The 19805-nt window shown below is 34.2% G+C and carries 18 protein-coding genes; 13 read left to right on the forward strand and 5 right to left on the reverse strand.

Features of this window, described 5'->3' with window-relative positions; genetic code table 11:
• Positions 1-45: 45 nt before the first annotated feature.
• Positions 46-1047 carry a LacI family DNA-binding transcriptional regulator gene (locus JNUCC74_RS04645; RefSeq protein ID WP_454067102.1) on the reverse strand — a complete coding sequence of 334 codons (1002 nt, stop codon included), beginning with the start codon at positions 1045-1047 and terminating at the stop codon, positions 46-48.
• 127 nt (positions 1048-1174) lie between these two features.
• Between JNUCC74_RS04645 and JNUCC74_RS04650 the strand changes: the two genes are divergently transcribed.
• Both JNUCC74_RS04650 and JNUCC74_RS04655 read left to right on the forward strand, forming a co-directional pair.
• On the forward strand, positions 1175-1315 hold the full coding sequence (locus JNUCC74_RS04650) for a hypothetical protein (RefSeq protein ID WP_454067103.1): 141 nt from the start codon (positions 1175-1177) through the stop codon (positions 1313-1315).
• Between the two features lie 118 nt (positions 1316-1433).
• On the forward strand, positions 1434-1847 hold the full coding sequence (locus JNUCC74_RS04655) for a hypothetical protein (protein WP_454067104.1): 414 nt from the start codon (positions 1434-1436) through the stop codon (positions 1845-1847).
• A gap of 480 nt (positions 1848-2327) precedes the next feature.
• Here the strand turns inward: JNUCC74_RS04655 and JNUCC74_RS04660 are convergent, their stop codons facing one another.
• From JNUCC74_RS04660 to JNUCC74_RS04670, 3 genes are all read right to left on the reverse strand, one after another.
• Positions 2328-3734 (reverse strand): PTS transporter subunit EIIC, encoded by a 1407-nt coding sequence (locus JNUCC74_RS04660; RefSeq protein ID WP_454067105.1) that lies wholly within the window; start codon positions 3732-3734, stop codon positions 2328-2330.
• 3 nt (positions 3735-3737) lie between these two features.
• Positions 3738-4481: a chitin disaccharide deacetylase gene (gene chbG / locus JNUCC74_RS04665; RefSeq protein ID WP_454067106.1), complete on the reverse strand. Its 744-nt coding sequence runs from the start codon at positions 4479-4481 to the stop codon at positions 3738-3740.
• A gap of 558 nt (positions 4482-5039) precedes the next feature.
• Positions 5040-6365 carry a 6-phospho-alpha-glucosidase gene (locus JNUCC74_RS04670; RefSeq protein WP_454067107.1) on the reverse strand — a complete coding sequence of 442 codons (1326 nt, stop codon included), beginning with the start codon at positions 6363-6365 and terminating at the stop codon, positions 5040-5042.
• A gap of 160 nt (positions 6366-6525) precedes the next feature.
• Here JNUCC74_RS04670 and JNUCC74_RS04675 point away from each other — a divergent pair, with 160 nt between their 5' ends.
• The 9 genes from JNUCC74_RS04675 (at position 6526) to JNUCC74_RS04715 (ending at position 14516) form a co-directional block, all read left to right on the forward strand.
• Entirely contained in the window at positions 6526-7242 is a 717-nt protein-coding gene (locus tag JNUCC74_RS04675) for a GntR family transcriptional regulator (RefSeq protein ID WP_454067108.1), read from the forward strand.
• A 377-nt stretch (positions 7243-7619) separates the two neighbouring features.
• Positions 7620-8888 carry a cytosine permease gene (gene codB, locus JNUCC74_RS04680; protein ID WP_454067109.1) on the forward strand — a complete coding sequence of 423 codons (1269 nt, stop codon included), beginning with the start codon at positions 7620-7622 and terminating at the stop codon, positions 8886-8888.
• Positions 8888-10156: a cytosine deaminase gene (locus JNUCC74_RS04685; RefSeq protein WP_454067110.1), complete on the forward strand. Its 1269-nt coding sequence runs from the start codon at positions 8888-8890 to the stop codon at positions 10154-10156. The genes codB and JNUCC74_RS04685 overlap by 1 nt, the downstream gene beginning before the upstream one ends.
• A 328-nt stretch (positions 10157-10484) precedes the next feature.
• Positions 10485-11234, forward strand: coding sequence for a DeoR/GlpR family DNA-binding transcription regulator (locus JNUCC74_RS04690; protein WP_245799777.1), 750 nt, complete (start codon positions 10485-10487; stop codon positions 11232-11234).
• 19 nt (positions 11235-11253) lie between these two features.
• Positions 11254-11682, forward strand: coding sequence for a galactose-6-phosphate isomerase subunit LacA (gene lacA, locus JNUCC74_RS04695; RefSeq protein ID WP_077319742.1), 429 nt, complete (start codon positions 11254-11256; stop codon positions 11680-11682).
• Positions 11683-11697: 15 nt separating this feature from the next.
• Complete coding sequence (gene lacB / locus JNUCC74_RS04700; RefSeq protein WP_454067111.1) at positions 11698-12213, forward strand: galactose-6-phosphate isomerase subunit LacB; 516 nt, start codon at positions 11698-11700, stop codon at positions 12211-12213.
• A 38-nt stretch (positions 12214-12251) separates the two neighbouring features.
• Positions 12252-12749 (forward strand): PTS sugar transporter subunit IIA, encoded by a 498-nt coding sequence (locus JNUCC74_RS04705; protein ID WP_454067112.1) that lies wholly within the window; start codon positions 12252-12254, stop codon positions 12747-12749.
• Position 12750: 1 nt separating this feature from the next.
• Positions 12751-13053, forward strand: a complete 303-nt coding sequence (locus tag JNUCC74_RS04710) for a PTS sugar transporter subunit IIB (protein WP_454067113.1) — start codon at positions 12751-12753, stop codon at positions 13051-13053.
• 44 nt (positions 13054-13097) lie between these two features.
• Complete coding sequence (locus JNUCC74_RS04715; RefSeq protein ID WP_454067114.1) at positions 13098-14516, forward strand: PTS galactitol transporter subunit IIC; 1419 nt, start codon at positions 13098-13100, stop codon at positions 14514-14516.
• Positions 14517-14908: 392 nt separating this feature from the next.
• Here the strand turns inward: JNUCC74_RS04715 and JNUCC74_RS04720 are convergent, their stop codons facing one another.
• A complete protein-coding gene (locus JNUCC74_RS04720) occupies positions 14909-15997 on the reverse strand; it encodes an acyl-CoA dehydrogenase (protein WP_454067115.1) in 1089 nt (362 codons plus the stop codon).
• Between the two features lie 490 nt (positions 15998-16487).
• Between JNUCC74_RS04720 and zupT the strand changes: the two genes are divergently transcribed.
• Entirely contained in the window at positions 16488-17297 is an 810-nt protein-coding gene (gene zupT / locus JNUCC74_RS04725) for a zinc transporter ZupT (protein WP_454067116.1), read from the forward strand.
• 823 nt (positions 17298-18120) lie between these two features.
• Positions 18121-19761, forward strand: a complete 1641-nt coding sequence (locus JNUCC74_RS04730) for a PucR family transcriptional regulator (RefSeq protein ID WP_454067117.1) — start codon at positions 18121-18123, stop codon at positions 19759-19761.
• Positions 19762-19805 lie beyond the last annotated feature (44 nt).

Below are 19805 nucleotides of genomic sequence, written 5' to 3' on the forward strand. Positions count from 1 at the left end.
GGAAATAAAGTCAACTATACTATGAGGTTACCAATTTAACTAAAACTAATAAGAAGCCCTTTTTACAAGTGTTGGTTTTAGTTCGGGCTGATGTATGCTGTTCTTATTAGAATTCATTTGTCGAATTAGTAGATCTACAGCTGCTCGTGCAATTTCATACTTTGGTTGGGATATAGTAGATAAAGGTGGATAAAAATATTTACTCATTTTAATGTTATCGATACCCAAGACGCCGATATCTTTTCCAATTGTTAAGCCGAACTCCTTAATCGCTTGGTAAACCGCAAGTGCTCTTTCATCTCCGGATATGAAAATTGCATCAATAGGCTTAGTACGTAAAATATCTGTAGTGGTTTTATATGCACTTTCTAAACTATACACATGATGGTAAACGGTCTCTTTTAATCCATGTTCTTTGCAAAAATTTCTATACCCTGTCTCGCGCTTCATATTAATAATTGATTTTGAATTTCCCAGTAAAAGCGCGATGGACCTGTATCCTTCTGTATACAGTGCTTGGGTTCCTGAGTATCCCACTTGTATATTGTCTATACCAACATATGGAACTTCAAAATCATGATCACTATCCCCAATCAATAGAAAAGGTATCTTATTCGTTTTTAAATACATTATCCTCTGGTCGTCTTTTACAGGATCAAAGATAATTGCGCCATCACATAGATTATGCTTTACGAGGTGAAAGCCATCATTTTCATTACTATGAAAGCTATCTGGAGAAGATGGGGATAAAACTAATCGATATTCACTTTGTTTTGTTATACGGTGTATTTCATGAAATACTTCATTATGGTAGGCTCCCCAATAGTCACCAGAACGTTGATCAACAAAGATAACAATTTGATTTGTTTTTCTTTCCTTCAGTCCCTTGGCTAAAAAATTAGTCTTAAAATCCAGTTCTTCAATAACATTTTTGACCCTTTTTCGTGTGGATTCTTTTACATTAGGATGTTCATTTAATACTCTAGATACTGTCCGAACAGAGGTATTACTTAATCTAGCAACATCTTTGATAGTAGGTTTCTTCATTTCCATCAATCCTTTCCACTTTTGCCATCGTTAGCAAAAGTCAAATATAATATATCATGAATTAACTATAATGTTAACGCTTTCTTTTTGCCTTTTACACCTGAAATCCCTAGAATGGAGAGCAAGCTTGGCAGCTTATGGGCAACTTAAAAGTTATATTCAGCCGACCATCCATGCTGTTCTATTTATGGTTTCTGTGTTTATAAAAATATTATCCTTAGTTGAAGAGGAAATAATAAGTACGTGTGCAATTAGCCAAGCCTCCTAACATATTATAAGTATGATGTATTCGTACGGTTGAAGAATGAAATAACGGATAGTCCCAAATGAATCGAATGAGAATAGAGTATTACATAAGGAGTGGATTGAGGGTTGGTGATAGGAAAATGAAAAGTCATAATAAGAACAAGAAAATTACAAGCGATGAAAAAAAAGAAAAAGATGACTTGAAGAAAAATATTGAGAAGCAGATAGAGGCAGCCGTCTGGTTACAAACATTTGGTCTGATTGCAGAGACAATTCTCACCTCCAAATTGTTAGCGCTAGATGAGGAAGACGTGGATGGAGAACAAGACGTCTTTACTGGAATCCTAGTTCAAGCGATTGGACAATTAGTCCAAAGTATAGGGGTTTCTCAGCAAATATCAGCTACAGATAAAGAACTATTTATAAATGGTCAAAAAATAGTAGTAACCGGTGATTTTATTCAGTTGATTGGAGTTGCAATGAAAGCATTCGGAGGGGAAAGAGAGTTACTTGAAGAATTGCAAAAAATATCTGAATTAGAATTTATTCCTTAAGTGTTGTGTTAGTATTCAGAGATAAATGAGCAGTAAAGGTAATTCTTAATATGATAATGGAAAAAATATTAGGGTTGATAATGATTAATTGATTAAACAATAAATGTATAAAATAATTTTAGATTTATGGAGATGGAAAGTAATTTCTTTCCATTTTTTTATTGTCTATGAAATTAAATCTGTTTCTACATGGTGGATAACTTTTTTGAAAAGCATATCGTCTGCCAAGGATTTAGCTAGTCAGTTTGCAAAGGATATTAAAGAAGTTATCGAGTCTAAGGGGTTGAAGAAGTAATCACTAAAGAATTTAAATAATTTGGGAAGCCTGAATGGATGGAAAAACATACAAAAGAAGCTTGCGGCAATCATAGAAGTTGAAGAAAAGTAGTTACTTGCCAACTTTAACCATATACAATGCTATACTTAGTGGGAAGAAAGCTGTAGAAAAGGGAGTAGTTTCCTCTTCTCTACAGCAGCCATTCATTCTGCTTCCATATGCTTTTTAAATTCGTTTAGAACCGTCCCAGCTTCTGGTCCGATAATAATTTGCACATGTTCATTATCTATTTTTACAACGCCATGTGCACCCGTCTGTTTTATTTTATCTCCATCAACTAGTGAGACATTTTTAACTATTAATCTTAAACGTGTCATACAATTTTCGTAGTCTACTACATTTTGTTTACCGCCAACATATTCAAGTATCTTTTTTGACATATAATCAAATTTATTGTGAGAGAGCTCCAATTCTTGCTCACTCTTTTTAGTTTCGATACCAAATTCCATATCATCTTCTCTACCGACTACTTTTATATTCTTTTTTATAATAATCGTATAAAATGTAAAATAATAGAGTAATCCAAATGCTAATCCAATAGGAATGATCATTAAACCGCTGTCAGAAAGACTTAAATTCAGACTATAATCAATGACACTTCCTCCCCAAGAAAATCCATGTCTAATACCGAATAAATATAAAGTAGCTCCTGCTAACCCTGTATATAAGGAATGAATAAAGTATAGTAATGGCGAAGTAAATATAAAGGTAAATTCAATCGGTTCAGTTATTCCCGCGATAATTGAGGTTAAACCTCCAGAATTCATTAACGCTTTTGTCTCCGCTTTCTTTTTCTTGTGAGCAGCTCGAGTTATAGCTAAAGCAACTCCTGGAACTCCAAAAATCATGACGATAAAAAAGCCGCCAAGGAAGTATCCAGCAGTTGGGTCCCCATTCAAAAATCTAGTAATTTCTCCAGTTACAATTTCTCCGGATGGAGTTTCATAGCTTCCTAAACCAAAATAGATATACGTATTTAAGACATGATGTAGTCCAAAAGGAAGTAGAAAGCGATTTAAAAATCCAAAAATAAATATTCCTACTGCTCCCAGACCAACTAGAGATTGAGCAAATGAATCAATACTTTGTTGAGCATAAGGCCATATGAAAGAGAAAAGTCCAGCGACAGGTATCATTGTTAAAATAATCATTGTAATGGGGAACTTTTCACCACCAAAAAACGAAAACATACTTGGTAACTTAGTATCTTTAAATCGATTATAAATACCAGCTGCAATTAAACCAACCATAACACCTCCAAAAACACTCATATCCAAGTCAGGATTCATAAGGTTTAATCCTTCATTTAAAACGGTTATTGCCAGAAACCCTGTAAGAGCAGGGATTCCACGATCCTTTGTTTTAGCTAGTCCCATTGCGATACCAATGGCGATGAGCATATCCATATTAGCAAAAATAACTCCAGCTGCTTGAAACAACTGCCAATCTAATAAATCTTCTGCACTTATTCTAAATAGAATACCAGCTATCGGCATCGCAACGATCGGAATAAGCATGGATTTACCAAGTTTTTGCATAAACTTTCTCATCTTTTAGGCCTCCTCTTTTTGTAACTCACGATACGTAATTAATTGAAAATGTCTTTGCAGCTTGCTCTTTATATCGGGATGTAGAAGCATTGCTAATTCTTCTATTCGAGGTGTCGCATAGGAAGAGCCTATCATTAACGATTTATCAAGATAAGCAGGATGACACATGACTTCTATTGTTTGTGCTTTTTTATACTCGTGTAAAACTGTTTTTATGTCTCCTAATAGTATTTCGGGATTGTATTCAAAATAATCTGTAGTAGTAATCGACCCAAATTCAGGCTTTATTTTAAAGTTGTGGCGTACTGGTAATTTATATTCCTTGGCGAGTTCTAGGAATACAGGCAGTATTGGTTTTAATTTGTTAATATGATGGTGACTGTCTAGATGGGTAGGTATTAAGCCTGTATCTAAAAATGATTCAATTTGCGCTTTCCATTCCGCATATAACTCATTTGCATCAATATGAAATAGTTTTCGGTAGTGGTAAAGCTTTTTAAAATTACCGTCAGCATCTACTAAGGTGTGGTGATTCTTTAAAATAGGTTTTCCGCATGTAAGTGTCAAATGGATGCCAATTCCTAGTGATTTATGTTTTTCCCCTAGTTCATAGGCATGTTCTGCACCTGGCATATTTGTCATTAAAGTCGTGGACGTTAACACTCCTTCTGTATGGGCATCGACTATTCCATAGTTAACTGAGTGCGAGTATCCAAAATCATCAGCGTTAATAATTAGCTTTTTCACTTTTATCCCTTCCCTTATGATGAGAATTTTTCCTCTGAAAAATTATAGTTTATCTATTCTTTCTCTTTTTTAAAAATAATATTGTCACCTAGCTTATGCACTCGTACTTTCGATTTTTCTACGGATAAGTGAATATCACCTCCTCCTTATGTCGCTATTTTTTTATTCCAATGTAAAGGTCGGTATTTTTCTTAAGTTAAAAAATGTTCTTATGATTTTTTGTACGATAAGAAAAACGGCTCCTAAACCCCCGATTCATTCAGACGACAGACAAGGAAAGCTTCATGATTAGACATCGCACGCAGAAAAAGCGTTCTTCTTTTTCTAGGACAGAGTTGTTACGACAGCAATACATCGCACGCAGAAAAGTGCTTCCTTTTCCAGGACAGAGTTGCTTCGACAGCGACGCATCACATCAGAAAAAGTGTTCTTCTTTTTAAGACCAGCTATAAAAGTCAAGGTAAAAATGGAGTGAGAAAAGCCCTCCTTGAATGAAGTTTCCCTTTATTTCATCAGAAGATCTCCGATTTATACGTAGCTAGCTAAGCAAGCCCTTCCTTATTTCAATTCTGGCCAATATCCTTTATTAGCTTCAATGAGATCATCCAGTATAGCTTTTGCAGTAGGAACATGAACAACTGTTCTATTTAAAGTTAATGCTTGCAAAGCTTTGGTATAACTGTTTTCAAAGTATGCATCTGCAACTAATTTTTCATAAGCTAATTGATTTTCAATTAACCCTTTATAAAATGTTGGGATTTTACCAACTGAGAAAGGCTTTGGACCACTAGCTGTTAACAAGGCTGGAACTTCAACCATTGCATCATCTGGTATATTTGAGATAATTCCGTTATTTTCAACCATAACGATATATGTTTGTTTTAAGTTATAAACTAAAGAAGCTGCTGCTTTCACCATATAAACTCCATGAATATCAACATGTAGTTTGACATTTCTAGTGGATTTATCCTGAATGATTTGGTTACAAAGCTCGGTTATTCTTCTTTCTCTTCCATTTATTACTTGGCGTGCACGAGTATTTGTAGGTATTTCTTTTTTAGCTAAATCGTCTGGATAGAGATAATATTGTAAGTACGTATTTGGCAGAAATTCAGGGAAATCAATTAGCATTTTCCTTGCCTGTTCAAATGTCTGTTGCCATGACTGATCATTTGCAATTTCCTGATCCGTAGGTGAAAAGCCTTCATCCATAATGGTATCTTTAATGGTTTGTGTTAAATCATTCCCTTCACTATCCTCAATTTTTGTAAACCAACCAAAATGGTTTAAGCCAAAGTACGATGGGGTTAAATCCCATATGTTTTTGTTCAGCATAGATGCGAAGCTATGCATGATTGCAATCGGCATATCACAAATATTTAATAGCCTATTATCTTTTGGAAATTCTCTTTTCAAAGCCTCTGCTACAATTGCTGCTGGATTTGTATAATTTAATATCCAAGCGTTTTTAGAGTGTTTTTTAATATCGTTAACAAGTTCTATCATATCTTTAATAGAGCGTAATCCATACGCCATTCCACCTGGCCCACATGTCTCTTGCCCGACTACACCATACTTTAATGGGATTTTTTCATCCAGCTCTCTCATCGGAAGTCCACCAGTTCTGATTTGTATAAAAGCAATATCAATTCCGGTAAAAGCTGTTTCTATATCCGTCGTGTAGGTGAAGGATTTCAACTCCGGGTAATATTCATCTAAAATGATAGAGGTTGCTTTAGCAACTTTTTCCTGGCGTTTAGAATCATTATCATAAAACGTAATTGTGCTTAATGGAAAATTCTTCTTTTCTGCTATTAGGCTCATGATCATACCAATGGTATAGGTGCTTCCACCACCAACGATGACTAGATTCTGTTTCTTCATATGTGAAACCCCTTTCAGTTTTATCACTATGATGGTAACACAATAATAATACAATTACAATACAATTTTAATACAAATATCATTAAAAGTTCTATAGCTATGAAAATATGTATGCAAATGGTAAACTGAACAGTAAAGTACTGGAGAGGTAGGGTCTTTTATGTGGAATAATTCTTTGCCGTTATATAGGCAAATTGCAAATAAAATTAGGGAAGATATCATGCTAGCCAAGCTATCTAAAGGAGATGCTATCCCTGCAGAAGCTAAGCTCGCAAAAACATATGGTGTTAGTCGTGTAACGATTAGACAAGCATTAAAACTGTTAATAGAAGAAGGATTGCTTTATAGCGTTCAAGGAAGTGGAACTTATGTTAGCCACAACAAGATAGAACATAATATACTTAAATTACAAGGTTTTACTGAAGAAATGGAAAAATTACAAAATAACCCAACGAATGAAGTTTTGGAATTTAAGTTAACAGATCCTACAGACGAGGTTCAAAAAATATTGAATATTACAACGAAGGATAAAGTTTATTATATGAAAAGGTTGAGATTTGCGGATGAAGAACCTTATTTATTAGAAGAGTCATTCTTACCAGTAGAGCTATTTCCCGATTTATCAATTGACATAATAAAAAAATCGAAATATGATTATATTGAAAATAAGGGGTATGTCATCAATAGGAGGTACGGCGAGTTAATACCGATGTTACCTAATGAGGAGTTAAAAACGATTTTACATTTAGATGGAGACGAACCATTATTGTTTTTAAAAGCTTTTACTGTATTTAAAGATGGACAGGTTTTCGAATATTCCAAGGTATACTACCATCCAAAAAAATACGCGTTTAAATTTGTTTCATTAAAAGAATAACATACAGTTTTATTTAAAAAAGAAAGCCAATTATTTAAGGTGACTTTGGTCGCGTATACTCGGGTTCATGATGGAAGGAAAAAGACAGGGATGTATCCGTTGTTTGCTGAAACAATTATCATTAAGGTTAGTTAAATAACAATATTTTACTCTTGACTATCTGAATACGAAGTTGCATAATATAAATAATAAAATAAGGTACCTTTAATTCGGTCCTGTGAGGCTGATAAGGAAAGCAGATATGGCGATAGATCTTTTTTATGTATAGGTAAAAATTTCTATCAGCAGGCTTCTTTGTCAAATATTATGACAGGAAGCCTGTTTTTTATGCGCGTATTCCGGGTCCCTGTGGTACCGAAAACCAGGAGGAATTATCAATGAAAAAACGAGATACAGAGTTTTCGTTAGAAGCAGTGCCTTCATCTCACCGCAAAGGTTTTTGGAATACACTTGTAGTAATGCTAGGCTTAACCTTTTTTTCAGCAAGTATGTGGTCTGGTGGCGAATTGGGCCAAGGGCTGACCTTCATTCAGTTTATGGGTATTGTACTTGCGGGAAATTTAATCCTCGGCTTATATACCGGAGCTTTAGCATATATAGCAGCAAAGACAGGATTATCTACACACTTGCTTGCACGTTACGCATTTGGCAAAAAAGGATCCTATTTATCGTCTTTTTTGCTCGCCTTTACACAAATAGGTTGGTTTGGAGTTGGGACAGCGATGTTTGCTGTTCCGGTACAAAAAGTGACTGGAATAGATATTTATTGGTTAATTGCTATTGCTGGTTTACTGATGACATTTACCGCATTTTTCGGAATGAAGGCATTGGCAATTGTTAGTTTTATTGCAGTACCGTTAATCTCAACCTTAGGTGGGGTATCTGTTTTTAAAGCAACTGAAAGTCTCGGTGGTATGCAGGAACTATTAAATTATCAGCCCGCGGAAGCAATCAACTTAGCTGCTGCACTTACAATCTGTATTGGATCGTTTATTAGCGCAGGAACGTTGACGCCGGATTTCACTAGATTTGCAAGAAAAAAAAGCTCAGCAGTTATAGCTACAGGAATTGCATTTTTCATTGGCAACTCGCTAATGTTTTTGTTTGGTGCGATTGGCTCGATAGCAACTGGTCAGGCAGATATTTCCGAAGTTATGTTTATGCAAAATTTGATTTTACCAGCTATTATCGTGCTAGGATTGAATATTTGGACGACAAATGACAATGCACTTTATGCTTCTGGTTTAGGATTATCTAATATTACGAAGATACCTAAGCATAAAATGGTTATTGTTAATGGAGTCATTGGTACAATTGGCGCCATGTGGTTATATAATAACTTTGTTGGATTCTTAACGGTTCTTGGCTCGGCCTTACCGCCAATTGGAGCCATTATACTAGCAGACTTTTTTATTTTACATCGTGGCAACTATCCAATATTTAACGATATGAAATTTAAATCTTTTAATTGGGTAGCCATGCTTGCATGGGCTAGTGGAATTACAGCAGCAACCTTTGTGCCGGGAATTCCACCAATTAATGCTTTAATCAGCTCTGCAATGGTACATGTTGTAGTTACAAAAATGGTAACGAATAGGAATGATGAAAAAGTAATTCTATCAAATACAGAGAAGGTGGGTCATTAATGATTATTAAAAATGCCACTTTACGGGGGAAAAATGGCAAGTGGGATATTGCAGTTGAAAATGATAAAATCCTTTCTGTGTTACCGGCTGATAATAATCGGTATGAGGGAAAAGTATTAGATGTAAATGGTTCGCTCGTTTTGCCACCTTTTATTGAACCACATATTCATCTTGATACAACGCTGACAGCAGGCGAACCAGAATGGAATCAAAGCGGTACGTTGTTCGAAGGTATTCAACGCTGGTCCCAGAGAAAAGATATGTTAACGCACGAAGATGTGAAAACGAGAGCCGAGCAAGCACTAAAGTGGCAAATTGCTCAGGGTATTCAACATGTTCGTACCCATATTGATGTAACAGACCCTCAACTGACAGCACTGAAAGCAATGTTGGAAATGAAACAAGAAATGGAAGATTATGTAGATATCCAAATAGTTGCTTTTCCTCAAGAAGGCATTTTATCCTACCCAAAAGGAAAAGAATTGCTGGAAGAAGCGGTAAAAATGGGGGCAGATGTGGTTGGAGGGATACCTCATTTTGAATTTACGAGAGAGTATGGAGTGGAGTCGCTGAAGATAGTATTTGATCTTGCAGAAAAGTATGATCGACTAGTTGATATTCATTGCGATGAAATTGATGACGAGCAATCTCGGTTTGTAGAAGTAGTAGCACTAGAAGCCTATGAGCGTGGATTTGGGGAAAAAGCGACAGCAAGCCATACGACAGCTATGGGGTCTTATAACGATGCATATACGTATAAGCTGTTTCGTTTGTTAAAAATGTCTAAGATTAATTTTGTTGCTAATCCATTAGTAAATATTCACTTGCAAGGGCGATTTGACACTTACCCAAAACGCCGTGGTCTTACACGTGTCAAGGAATTATTAGAAGCAGGATTGAATCTCAGTTTCGGGCATGATGATATTTTTGATCCGTGGTATCCCCTTGGAACTGGCAATATGCTTCAGGTGCTTCATATGGGAATTCATGCTTCTCAGTTAATGGGGTATGAACAAATCATCAATGCATTGGATCTTATCACCATAAACAGTGCGAAAACAATGCATATGGAAGATCAATACGGTATAGAAGCTGGAAAACCAGCAAACTTCATTGTTCTTGATGCCGTAAATGAATATGAAGCCATTCGCAAGCAGGCAACAGTAACTCATTCCATACGCCAAGGAAAAATCATTGCAGAAACCCAGCCTAGTCAAACGAAAATCTGGTTAGAAAATGAAGAAACAGTAGATTTTAAGAAAAATTAAAACGTATTTGCAAACCTGTTGGTAGTTGCCAGCAGGTTTTTTCTTTTTAACTTTAAATGATCCAGCTTCAGCCTAGCACTGACCTGTTTTACCCTAATACCGTAAACTCTCATGTAGTCCCAGCACTTGTTGGGCTGACATCTATTAGAAAGGAAGGAAAAATGTGACCTGTTTTAAATGATAATGAAGATGTTTGTTTCTAAACATTAGAAACAATTTCAAACAAAATGTGAACCTATGTAAAAGTTATTGCATGGAAAGTGCTTTCATTGTATAATAACATTATAGAACAAAAACGAACATTTTAGAACATTGAGTGGTGATGTATGTGAAGGAAAGTAGACAGACAAAAATTATCAATTTAATAAAAGAAAATGGCTTTATAAAAGTTTCGGATACAGCGAAAAAACTAAATGTAACCGAGATGACAATAAGAAGAGATTTAGTAGATCTAGAAAAACAAGGGCAAATTGTTCGAATTCATGGTGGCGCAAAACTTAAACCTAAAAATAATTACATTGAGCTCTCTCACATGGAGAAAGAAACGTTAAATGTAGAAGAAAAAAAATACGTAGCTAAAAAAGCGGCTGAATTAATTGAAGATGAAGACATTGTATTTATTGGCCCTGGTACAACTACTGGTTTTATATACGATTATATTAACGTTAACTCAGCAACAATTATAACGAACTCCATTTCTATTTTTAATCGCTTTCAGAATGCGGAAAAATTTGAAGTTGTCTTGATTGGCGGGAGATTAAGGGAACGAACGAAAACATTTATCGGGTATTTGACTATGAATTGGATAAAAGATATTAAAGTGAATAAATCGTTTATAGGTACAAATGGGATTTTTAAAAATGCTATTACTACTGCAGATGAGGAAGAAGGTGCAATTCAGCGAACGGTTATAGGTAATTCAAAAGAAACATATATCGTAAGTGATAGTTCGAAGTTTGGAGTCGAGGCATTTCAGGTTATTTGTCCAGTCGAAGATATAACTGCAATTATTACCGACAAAAACCTGCCGATAGAATATACAACTTTCTATAAAAATAAATGCAACATAATAAACTAGCTCTTTAGGAGGATTGAGAATGAAAATCGCCATTGCAAGTGATAAGGCTGGAATTGAACTAAAGGAAAAACTTAAAAAATATTTAGAAAATCATCCCTATGAAATCATCGATGTAACGAAAAGCAAAGACTACGATTTTGTTGAGGCTGCTTCCAAAGTAGCTAAAATGATAAATGAAGGTAAAGCTGACAGAGGAATTGTTGTTGATGAGTATGGTGTTGGTTCATCAATCACAGCAAATAAATATAAAGGTATTATTTGTGCCAATGTTTTTGACGAACACTCCGCCAGAATGACGGTTCGTCACAATAATACATCTATTATTACTATTGGTTCAGGAATCGTTGGAGAAAAATTGGCTAAGCGTATTTGTGCCAGGTTTCTCCAAGCAACATATGATGGAGGCCGACACCAGATTAGAGTAGATATGCTAAATAAAATGTGCTAGGGGAGGAGCGTTAACATGAGAATTTCAATTGGATGTGATCATATAGTCACGGAAATTAAAAATCATGTAGCAGACTATTTAACAAAAAAAGGTCATGAGGTTATTGATAATGGAACCTATGATAAGGAACGTACGCATTATCCTATTTTTGGAAGAAAAACAGCAGAAAAAGTTGTTTTAGGTGAAGCAGATCTTGGGATCGTCATTTGTGGGACTGGAGTAGGTATTTCAATCAGTGCAAATAAAGTAAAAGGTATCCGAGCTGCATTAGTCGGGGATATTGAAACTGCGAGATACGCGAAACAAAATTTAAATGCCAATGTTTTAGCTATGGGAGGTCGTATTCTAGGGATTGGTGTGATAGAGGATGCAATTGATGTCTTTTTAGAAACAAACTATGAAGCAACACCAGAAAACAAAGCGCTAATCAGTAAAATAGATTCCATTCCAATGAGTGAAGAAGCAATAGACGCTAATCATATGTTTGATGAATTTATCGAAAAGTGGGATAAAGGATTGTATCAAGATTAACAATATTTTGAATGTTGGAGATTAAAGGAGGTGATTCTTTGGAAGCGATTCAATCATTGTTTGATAAGAATTTGATTTTTATTAAAAATGTGCAAGAAAAAAGCGAGATATTTACTCTTATTGGAAATCGTTTACATGAAAGAGGGGTGGTAAAGGAGGAGTTTACTAAATCTATTATTGAAAGAGAAAATAACTACCCTACTGGACTTGATTTGAGTCCCGTGGGCAAAGGTCTTCCAAATGTTGCTATACCTCATACGGAACCAGAATTTTGTCTTCGTAAATGTATCGTATTGGTGAAGCTACTAAAGCCTATTTTATTTCAAAATATGATTGCACCTGACAAGGTAATTGATGTGAAATATTTGTTTTTTATTATTAACAATCAAAAAGGAAACCAAACAAATATCCTTTCTGAATTAATGAGTTTTTTTACTACAGTAGAAAATATGAAGAAATTAGAACAGTTAGATAGCAAAGAAGAGATTTATCAATTTTTAACCAATGAAAATATGGAAATAAAAGGAGTGCAATAAAATGATAAAAATACTTGCAGCTTGTGGTGCTGGGATTAATTCAAGTCATCAAATTAAAACGGCAATTGAGGAAGAAATGAAGAAGCGTGGTTATACCGTAAAAGTAGATGCAGTAGTAATAAAAGATATTACAGAAGAGATGATGAATCAATATGATATTTTTACACCAATTTCTAAAACGAAATTTGGCTTTGATATTAAGATTCCAGTTGTAGAGGCTGGACCAATTCTTTATCGTATTCCTGCAATGGCAGCACCAGTTTTTAATGAATTGGAAAGCGTTATCAAAAAGGTCAATAAATAACGTTATCACTTAATCTTTAATATAAAAAAGGATGTGTGAACAATATGGAGGGTATAATTAATTTTGCAAACAAAATATTTCAACCCTTAATTGATTTAGGTGCCGCTCCAATGATGTTTATTTTGTTATCATTAATAGCTATACTTATGAAGGTTAAGGTAAGCAAGGCGCTTGAGGGAGGACTTAAACTAGCGATTGCTTTAACCGGAATTGGTGCAGTAATAAACATTTTAACAGGAAACTTTGCTCCCGCACTGCAAGATTTTGTTAAATCTACGGGAATCGAATTAACGATAACGGATGTGGGATGGGCACCATTAGCAACGATAACTTGGGGATCTGCGTACACGCTGTTCTTTCTATTCATACTCGTAATTGTAAATCTGATTATGCTGGTGATAAATAAAACGGATACGTTAGATGTCGATATATTTAATTTTTGGCATTTATCCATTATTGGACTTCTTGTTATGTATTATTCAGATAATTTGTTTATAGCAACAATCCTTGTAATTGTATTAGGAGTAATGAAATTTATTAATGCTGATATAATGAAGCCGACATTTAATGATTTATTGGACATGCCTGACACAAATCCAACCACAACGACGCATTTAAACTTTATGCTCAATCCATTAATTATGTTTTTTGATAAGTTGTTTGAAAAGTTTTTGCCATTCCTTGATAAATATGATTTCGATGCAGCTTGGCTAAATGAGAAGATCGGTTTTTGGGGAAGTAAGTTTGCAATTGGAATTTATTTAGGAGCTTTTGTTGGATTACTCGGTCAACAGTCCGTTACAACCATATTTACATTAGCATTTATTGGCGGAGTTTCTCTAGAACTCTTTTCTATAGTAGGAACATGGTTTATTTCAGCTATGGAACCTATATCTCAAGGAATAACAGATTTTATGAGTAACCGCTTACAAGGAAGAAAATTCAATATTGGAATCGATTGGCCGTTCGTGGCTGCGCGAGCTGAAATGTGGGCGGCTGCTAATATTCTCGCACCAATTATGCTGGGTATAGCATTAATCTTACCCGGTAATGGGATCCTTCCTTTAGGAGGAATTATTGCTATTGGTTTAACACCTGCATTGCTAGTGGTTTGCCGCGGAAGGATTATTAGAATGATATTAATAGGTACGATTATGATTCCTGTATTTTTATGGTCCGGAACCGTAATTGCTCCGTTTGTAACAGAGACAGCTGCATCAGTAGGTGCTGCCCCAGCTGGATTAGAAGAAGGTGCTTTAATTACTCACTCTACTTTAGAAGGTCCAGTGGAAAAGTTTATTGCAATTTTAGTAGGTAAAGCCGGGGCAGACTTTAATTTTAAATCTATTCTGGCTGCTTTTGGAGCTCTAGGTGGTTATATTTTACTATTTATTTGGTATATAAAGCAAATGAAAAAACGAAACAAAGAATACGAGGCAAATAAACAAGAAGAAGCAGCGTAAAATTTATATGTTAAAAATAATAAGCAACAAGGCTTGGATCAAATAATTATTTGCAGTTCATACAAAGTACAATGAGTACAATCAACCAAAAGATTTTCTAATTTACGTGTAATAAATGAAAGATGTATTTAGCTTGATGACATATAAAGAAAAAAAGGTGATTCTATTCAAAACAATATCCTGTATCACTCATTGAGAGGATACAGGATATTGTTTTGTATTAGGATATAGATTAGTAAACATAACATTTAATATGATAGTTTTGACACGTGAAAAATGTAATGTTCAACGTATAAGGATAACTAGGAAATCATGCACGAAAGCTGGTACTACCAAGTTTTCTAAGCTATAGATTTTCTATACTATTTCCTGTGTTTTTGTAATTACAACATTCAAGTTAAAGGTAAAATATCTTCTTTTGTCTGTGGTGTGAGAAATGCATGCTGAGCAGCTGTATGAAGATCCCGCCAAATTCGATTTATAAGTGATTCTTCTTTGACGGCTTGCATACCAATTAATCTAAATAAGGTATCTACACAAGTTAATACTGTAGAAACAGCTTTTCTACAGATTAAGCCAAAATACGCTTGTTCTTTTGCAGTTAGCCTTTTGTTCTGAAGGTGTTTTTTCCAACTATCATGTACTTGATCATAAAATAAATTGCGAGCTTTACGCCAATGCTCTTTTTCACGTTGATAGATTTCATCTATCAACATATAACGATCATCATCCCACAATGATTTCTTTTCCTTTAAGAAATGTTGTACTGTTTCTAAAAAATGTTCTCCTATCCCAAGCACAATTGCTGTAAAGGAGGCTTCTGAAAACATTAAAAAGGGAAAATCATAGATGTTATCCAAGTAATTATTATTTTGTTTTTTAATCATAGAAAATGTGCGATAATCGGGTACAAATTGATTTGTAATAGAAATGGTATGGCTACTTGTTCCTTTTAAACCGATTGCATTCCAATCTTCCGTAACTTTTACTTGCTCTGGTTCAAAGATAAAAGAAAGAAGCCGGGGGTGTTTTTCTGATCCAGATGATTCTACCTTACATGTGGCAGTAAAAATAGACGCATATTGTGAACCACTGCAATAAAACCACTCTCCGTTTACTATATATCCTCCATCCACTTTTTTTGCTGTACCAGCTGGAAAACCGCTTCCTGCGATGACCGCTTGTTTGGGTGAGTAGTAAGTTTTCGCTGCTTCTTCCGTAAAGTTAGGGACAAATATTCCTCCGCCTGAACCGATCGTTACTAACCAGCCAAACGTTCCATCAATTCGCGAAGTCTCTTGAAATGTACGAATGGCTTCCGGAAAAGATAGCATAAAGCCATTTACCTCTTCTGGAACGATTAATTTAAATAGTTTTTTCTCATAGATAAATGCTAACAGGTTATCCGTAATGTATTTTGTTTTGTCGCTGGCTGTTATTTCAGATCGTATCCATTTGATTTCTTGTTCTGTAAATATCAACATTTTCATCCTTTTTTATTTCAAGTATAGCATTAATAAAGTTAATAAGTCTGCCGAGAACGTTATCATCATTGCGGTGGTAGAAGGAATAAAGGTTCCTCTTTTGGAAATAAGTAAGATCAATGAAAGATAGTGTAAGGAGAGATAACATAAAAGAAAGAACCTCCAGAAAATCATTTATCATATCCATTGTTTTCATCGGTGATAAAAATAAATCGATAACCAATTGACTTAGGTAAGAAATAGTATTATGATAAAAAACGTGAATGATTTTCATTATCAATTAGATTTGTGTCATCGAATTTGAATTAGCTAGCAATTAAAATAACATAAAACAAGAAAACCATCTGCTATATCTTATTGTGGTGAAAGAAGATGCGATAAAGAAGAATTACTTTCCTTCTATTTGCAATAAGACTTGTTGAACAAATTATACCTATTTATGTGAAATTAATCACATATTATTTTTAAAGGAGACAATAGATATACTATGGAGCAAGAAGTAATCATTGCATTTTTATTAACATTATTCGCCGGTCTATCAACGGGCATAGGAAGTTTACTTGTTTTTTGCACCAAAACTTCTAATACAAAGTTTTTATCATTTTCATTAGGATTTTCAGCTGGGGTTATGATTTATGTTTCATTAGTCGATATTTTTGCAGTGGCTCAAGAGTCACTAGTTGCTGAACTTGGCTCAAAAATGGGAAGTTGGCTTACGGTTACTTCGTTTTTTGCTGGAATGATTTTAATTATGTTTATTGATAAATGTATTTTAAAAGAAAATGCCCCTCATCAATTCATAGATAGTAAGGTGAATCGGAACCAATCCAATAAAGCGCCACATGCAGAACTACTAAAGATGGGTACTTTTACAGCAATTGCAATGGCGATTCATAATTTTCCAGAGGGTATTGCTACATTAGTCTCAGCACTGCAGGATCCAGTCCTAGGTGTAGTTATTGCGGTTGCTATCGCAATTCATAATATACCCGAAGGAATTGCAGTTGCTGTTCCTATCTATTATGCAACGAATGATAAACGTAAAGCTTTTCGGATATCCTTGTTAACAGGTCTTACAGAACCGCTTGGTGCTATTACTGCATACTTACTATTAATGCCATTTCTAAATGATACGATGTTCGGGATTATTTTCGCTATGGTTGCTGGAATAATGGTATATATTTCGTTAGATGAGTTGTTACCTGCTGCGAAGAAATATGATGGAGCACAATTATCAATGTATGGTCTTATCTGTGGAATGGCAGTTATAGCAATAAGTATTTTGTTATTAATGTAACAAGCATGTAGAAAGGTTGTTTATTTAGAAAATTATATGTGAATTATTTCACTATATATTTTTATGATGTAATTAAATAACTGTTCGTTATCTGCTGCTTCCAAGAAGGAAGTAGTAGAAATAGCTTTATGGCATATTTATAGACAAATAGTAACTTTTTTGTAGGAATTAATTGCTTTCTTCAAGAATTATCGGCTTCATCTCCCACCTTATCGCTTTACTTGATGAGTGAGCTTAGATGGGAGCCCGACTGTCGGTTGGTAAGGCCTTATTATCTTATTCGCACAATTCCTTTGGGAAAAGTCTCTATGGGTGAAGCTTCACTTACAATAAGTTAGCCATTCGTAGAACCGAATACCTTTAATAACCCTCAACAATTCCTTTTCCTTCCTTCATACCTTTCCAGATTGAATTATCAGTTTACTATGATGATTGCAGACATTCCCAGCGATTTTTAGTGCTTGTATAGATTGTAGTAATTACTTAGCAATACTACTCAACACAACAGTTTGTACCTTTAGATAACCTTTAAATGACAAATTTCAGCATGAAAACTTATAAAAATTTTCATCACATATTGGGTATCAAGAGAACGGTTTACGTTTTAAGTATTGCCTTATCCATTTCTAAATTTTAATAGTAATGCTTTTATCGAATGTTATTAAAGTAAAATAAAGACAGATTAGTTAATAGTGAATTATTCATTAGAACCTTGATTTTATGGAGATATCTAGCGTATTATGGCTTGAGTAAGCACACATATAATATTAGTATTATTTGTCTGGATAGTGATCTCTTACAGACAATCATAAGGAGATTATCGATGTATATAACTGTTAAAGACGTATTAGAAATGGAAAGATTTAAACAAGTAGAGCTGATAGCGGGAAGTAAAGGTTTAGAGCGCATGGTGGAAAATGTTTACTTTATGGAAGTTCCAGATATAGATGCTTATATCGATGCAAATGGGTTGTTATTAACTACATTATATCCAATTGCTGATGACGAAACACAAATAAATTCGCTTATTCCTAGATTGGCAAAACAAAAGCTTGCTGGAATAGCGATAAAGCCTGGAAGGTATATTGAGGCAATCCCTGAAAGTATGATCAAACAGGCGGACGAATTTAGCTTACCATTAATGAAATTACCAGATGATGCCAATTTATCTAATTTGACGAATCAAATTTTATCTGAGCTTTTAGGGTCTAGAACTTCTGTGTTAGAATTTCGGGATCGGCTTCACCAAAAATTGCTAAATTTATTATTGGAAGGAGCAGATTTAAGTGAATTTGTTTACTCCATTGCAAATATCATTGAGGCTCCAGTAATTATCCTGGATAACAGCTTAACATGTATTGTCACCTCTATTGATCAAAACGAAAATAATATAGATTTTAATTATGCTGATCATTCAACTGATTCATCGCTTTTTAAAATGAACTTCACTGTTCAAGTTAATGATGTCACATATGAAAAAGGTGATTTATTTATTCAGCCTATTTTTGCAGGAGATAATAAGTTTGGTTATTTGCTTGTACTTTTAAATAAAGGAAAAGGTGCAACTGAAAACCTGATTGTTGCTGTTGAACAAGCGTCTTTTCTTGTAGCTTTCTTATTTCAAACAGAAAAAGCTTTACTGCAAAAAGAGAGGAACTACTTATATAGCTTTATTAGAGATATTTTTAATAATCATTATACATCACAAACAGAAGTTATCGAAAAAGCGAAGGTATTTAAATGGGCATTTTATTTTCCAACGGTTATTTTAAGCATAAAATCAAATATTACGGATAGTGCAAAAAAATTATCGGTTTACTATCGAATGCTTGATTCAGGTTTAATAGAGAGAATTTTATCTGAAATACTGGATACACCAATAGATAACTGTCAAGTTGTTTACTATAACGATTCTTTAGTTTGCTTTATCAGCATTGTATTTGAGCAAAGGTTAAAACAAAAGTTAAAAAGAGCAAGTGATTTAATTATCTCCAATTTTAAAGAACTTTGTCATATTGGAATCAGTATTTCAGAGACCATTTATAATATGAAACAGTTAAAAGAGGCCTATGAAAATTCGTTATTAGTTTTTGATATTTATAAAAGGAAGTTAGCTGGGGAGTCATTTGTCTATTTTTATGAGGATATGGGTTTATTCCGCTTATTTCACTATGTACAAGATAAAGATGTGTTGGAAGCATTAGTAACAGAAAAATTAGGAAAAGTTATCACATACGATAAACAAAAAAATGGAAATTTATTAGAAACACTGAAATATTACATTAAAAATAATTATAATTTACAAAAAACAGCAGACGATATGTACATTCATTACAATACGTTGCGTTATAGAATTAATAAACTAAAAGAGTTGGGGATAGAAGGAGAAGACGGTTTAGAAATGACGCAAGTAGCTGTTGCTTTTCAATTATATTTATATTTAAAATCGCAAAAAAATAGATAATCAGTAAATAGTATATAAAATTGTGGCAATGTTTTTAACGTTGT

The sequence above is a fragment of the Cerasibacillus sp. JNUCC 74 genome, from assembly GCF_053667775.1.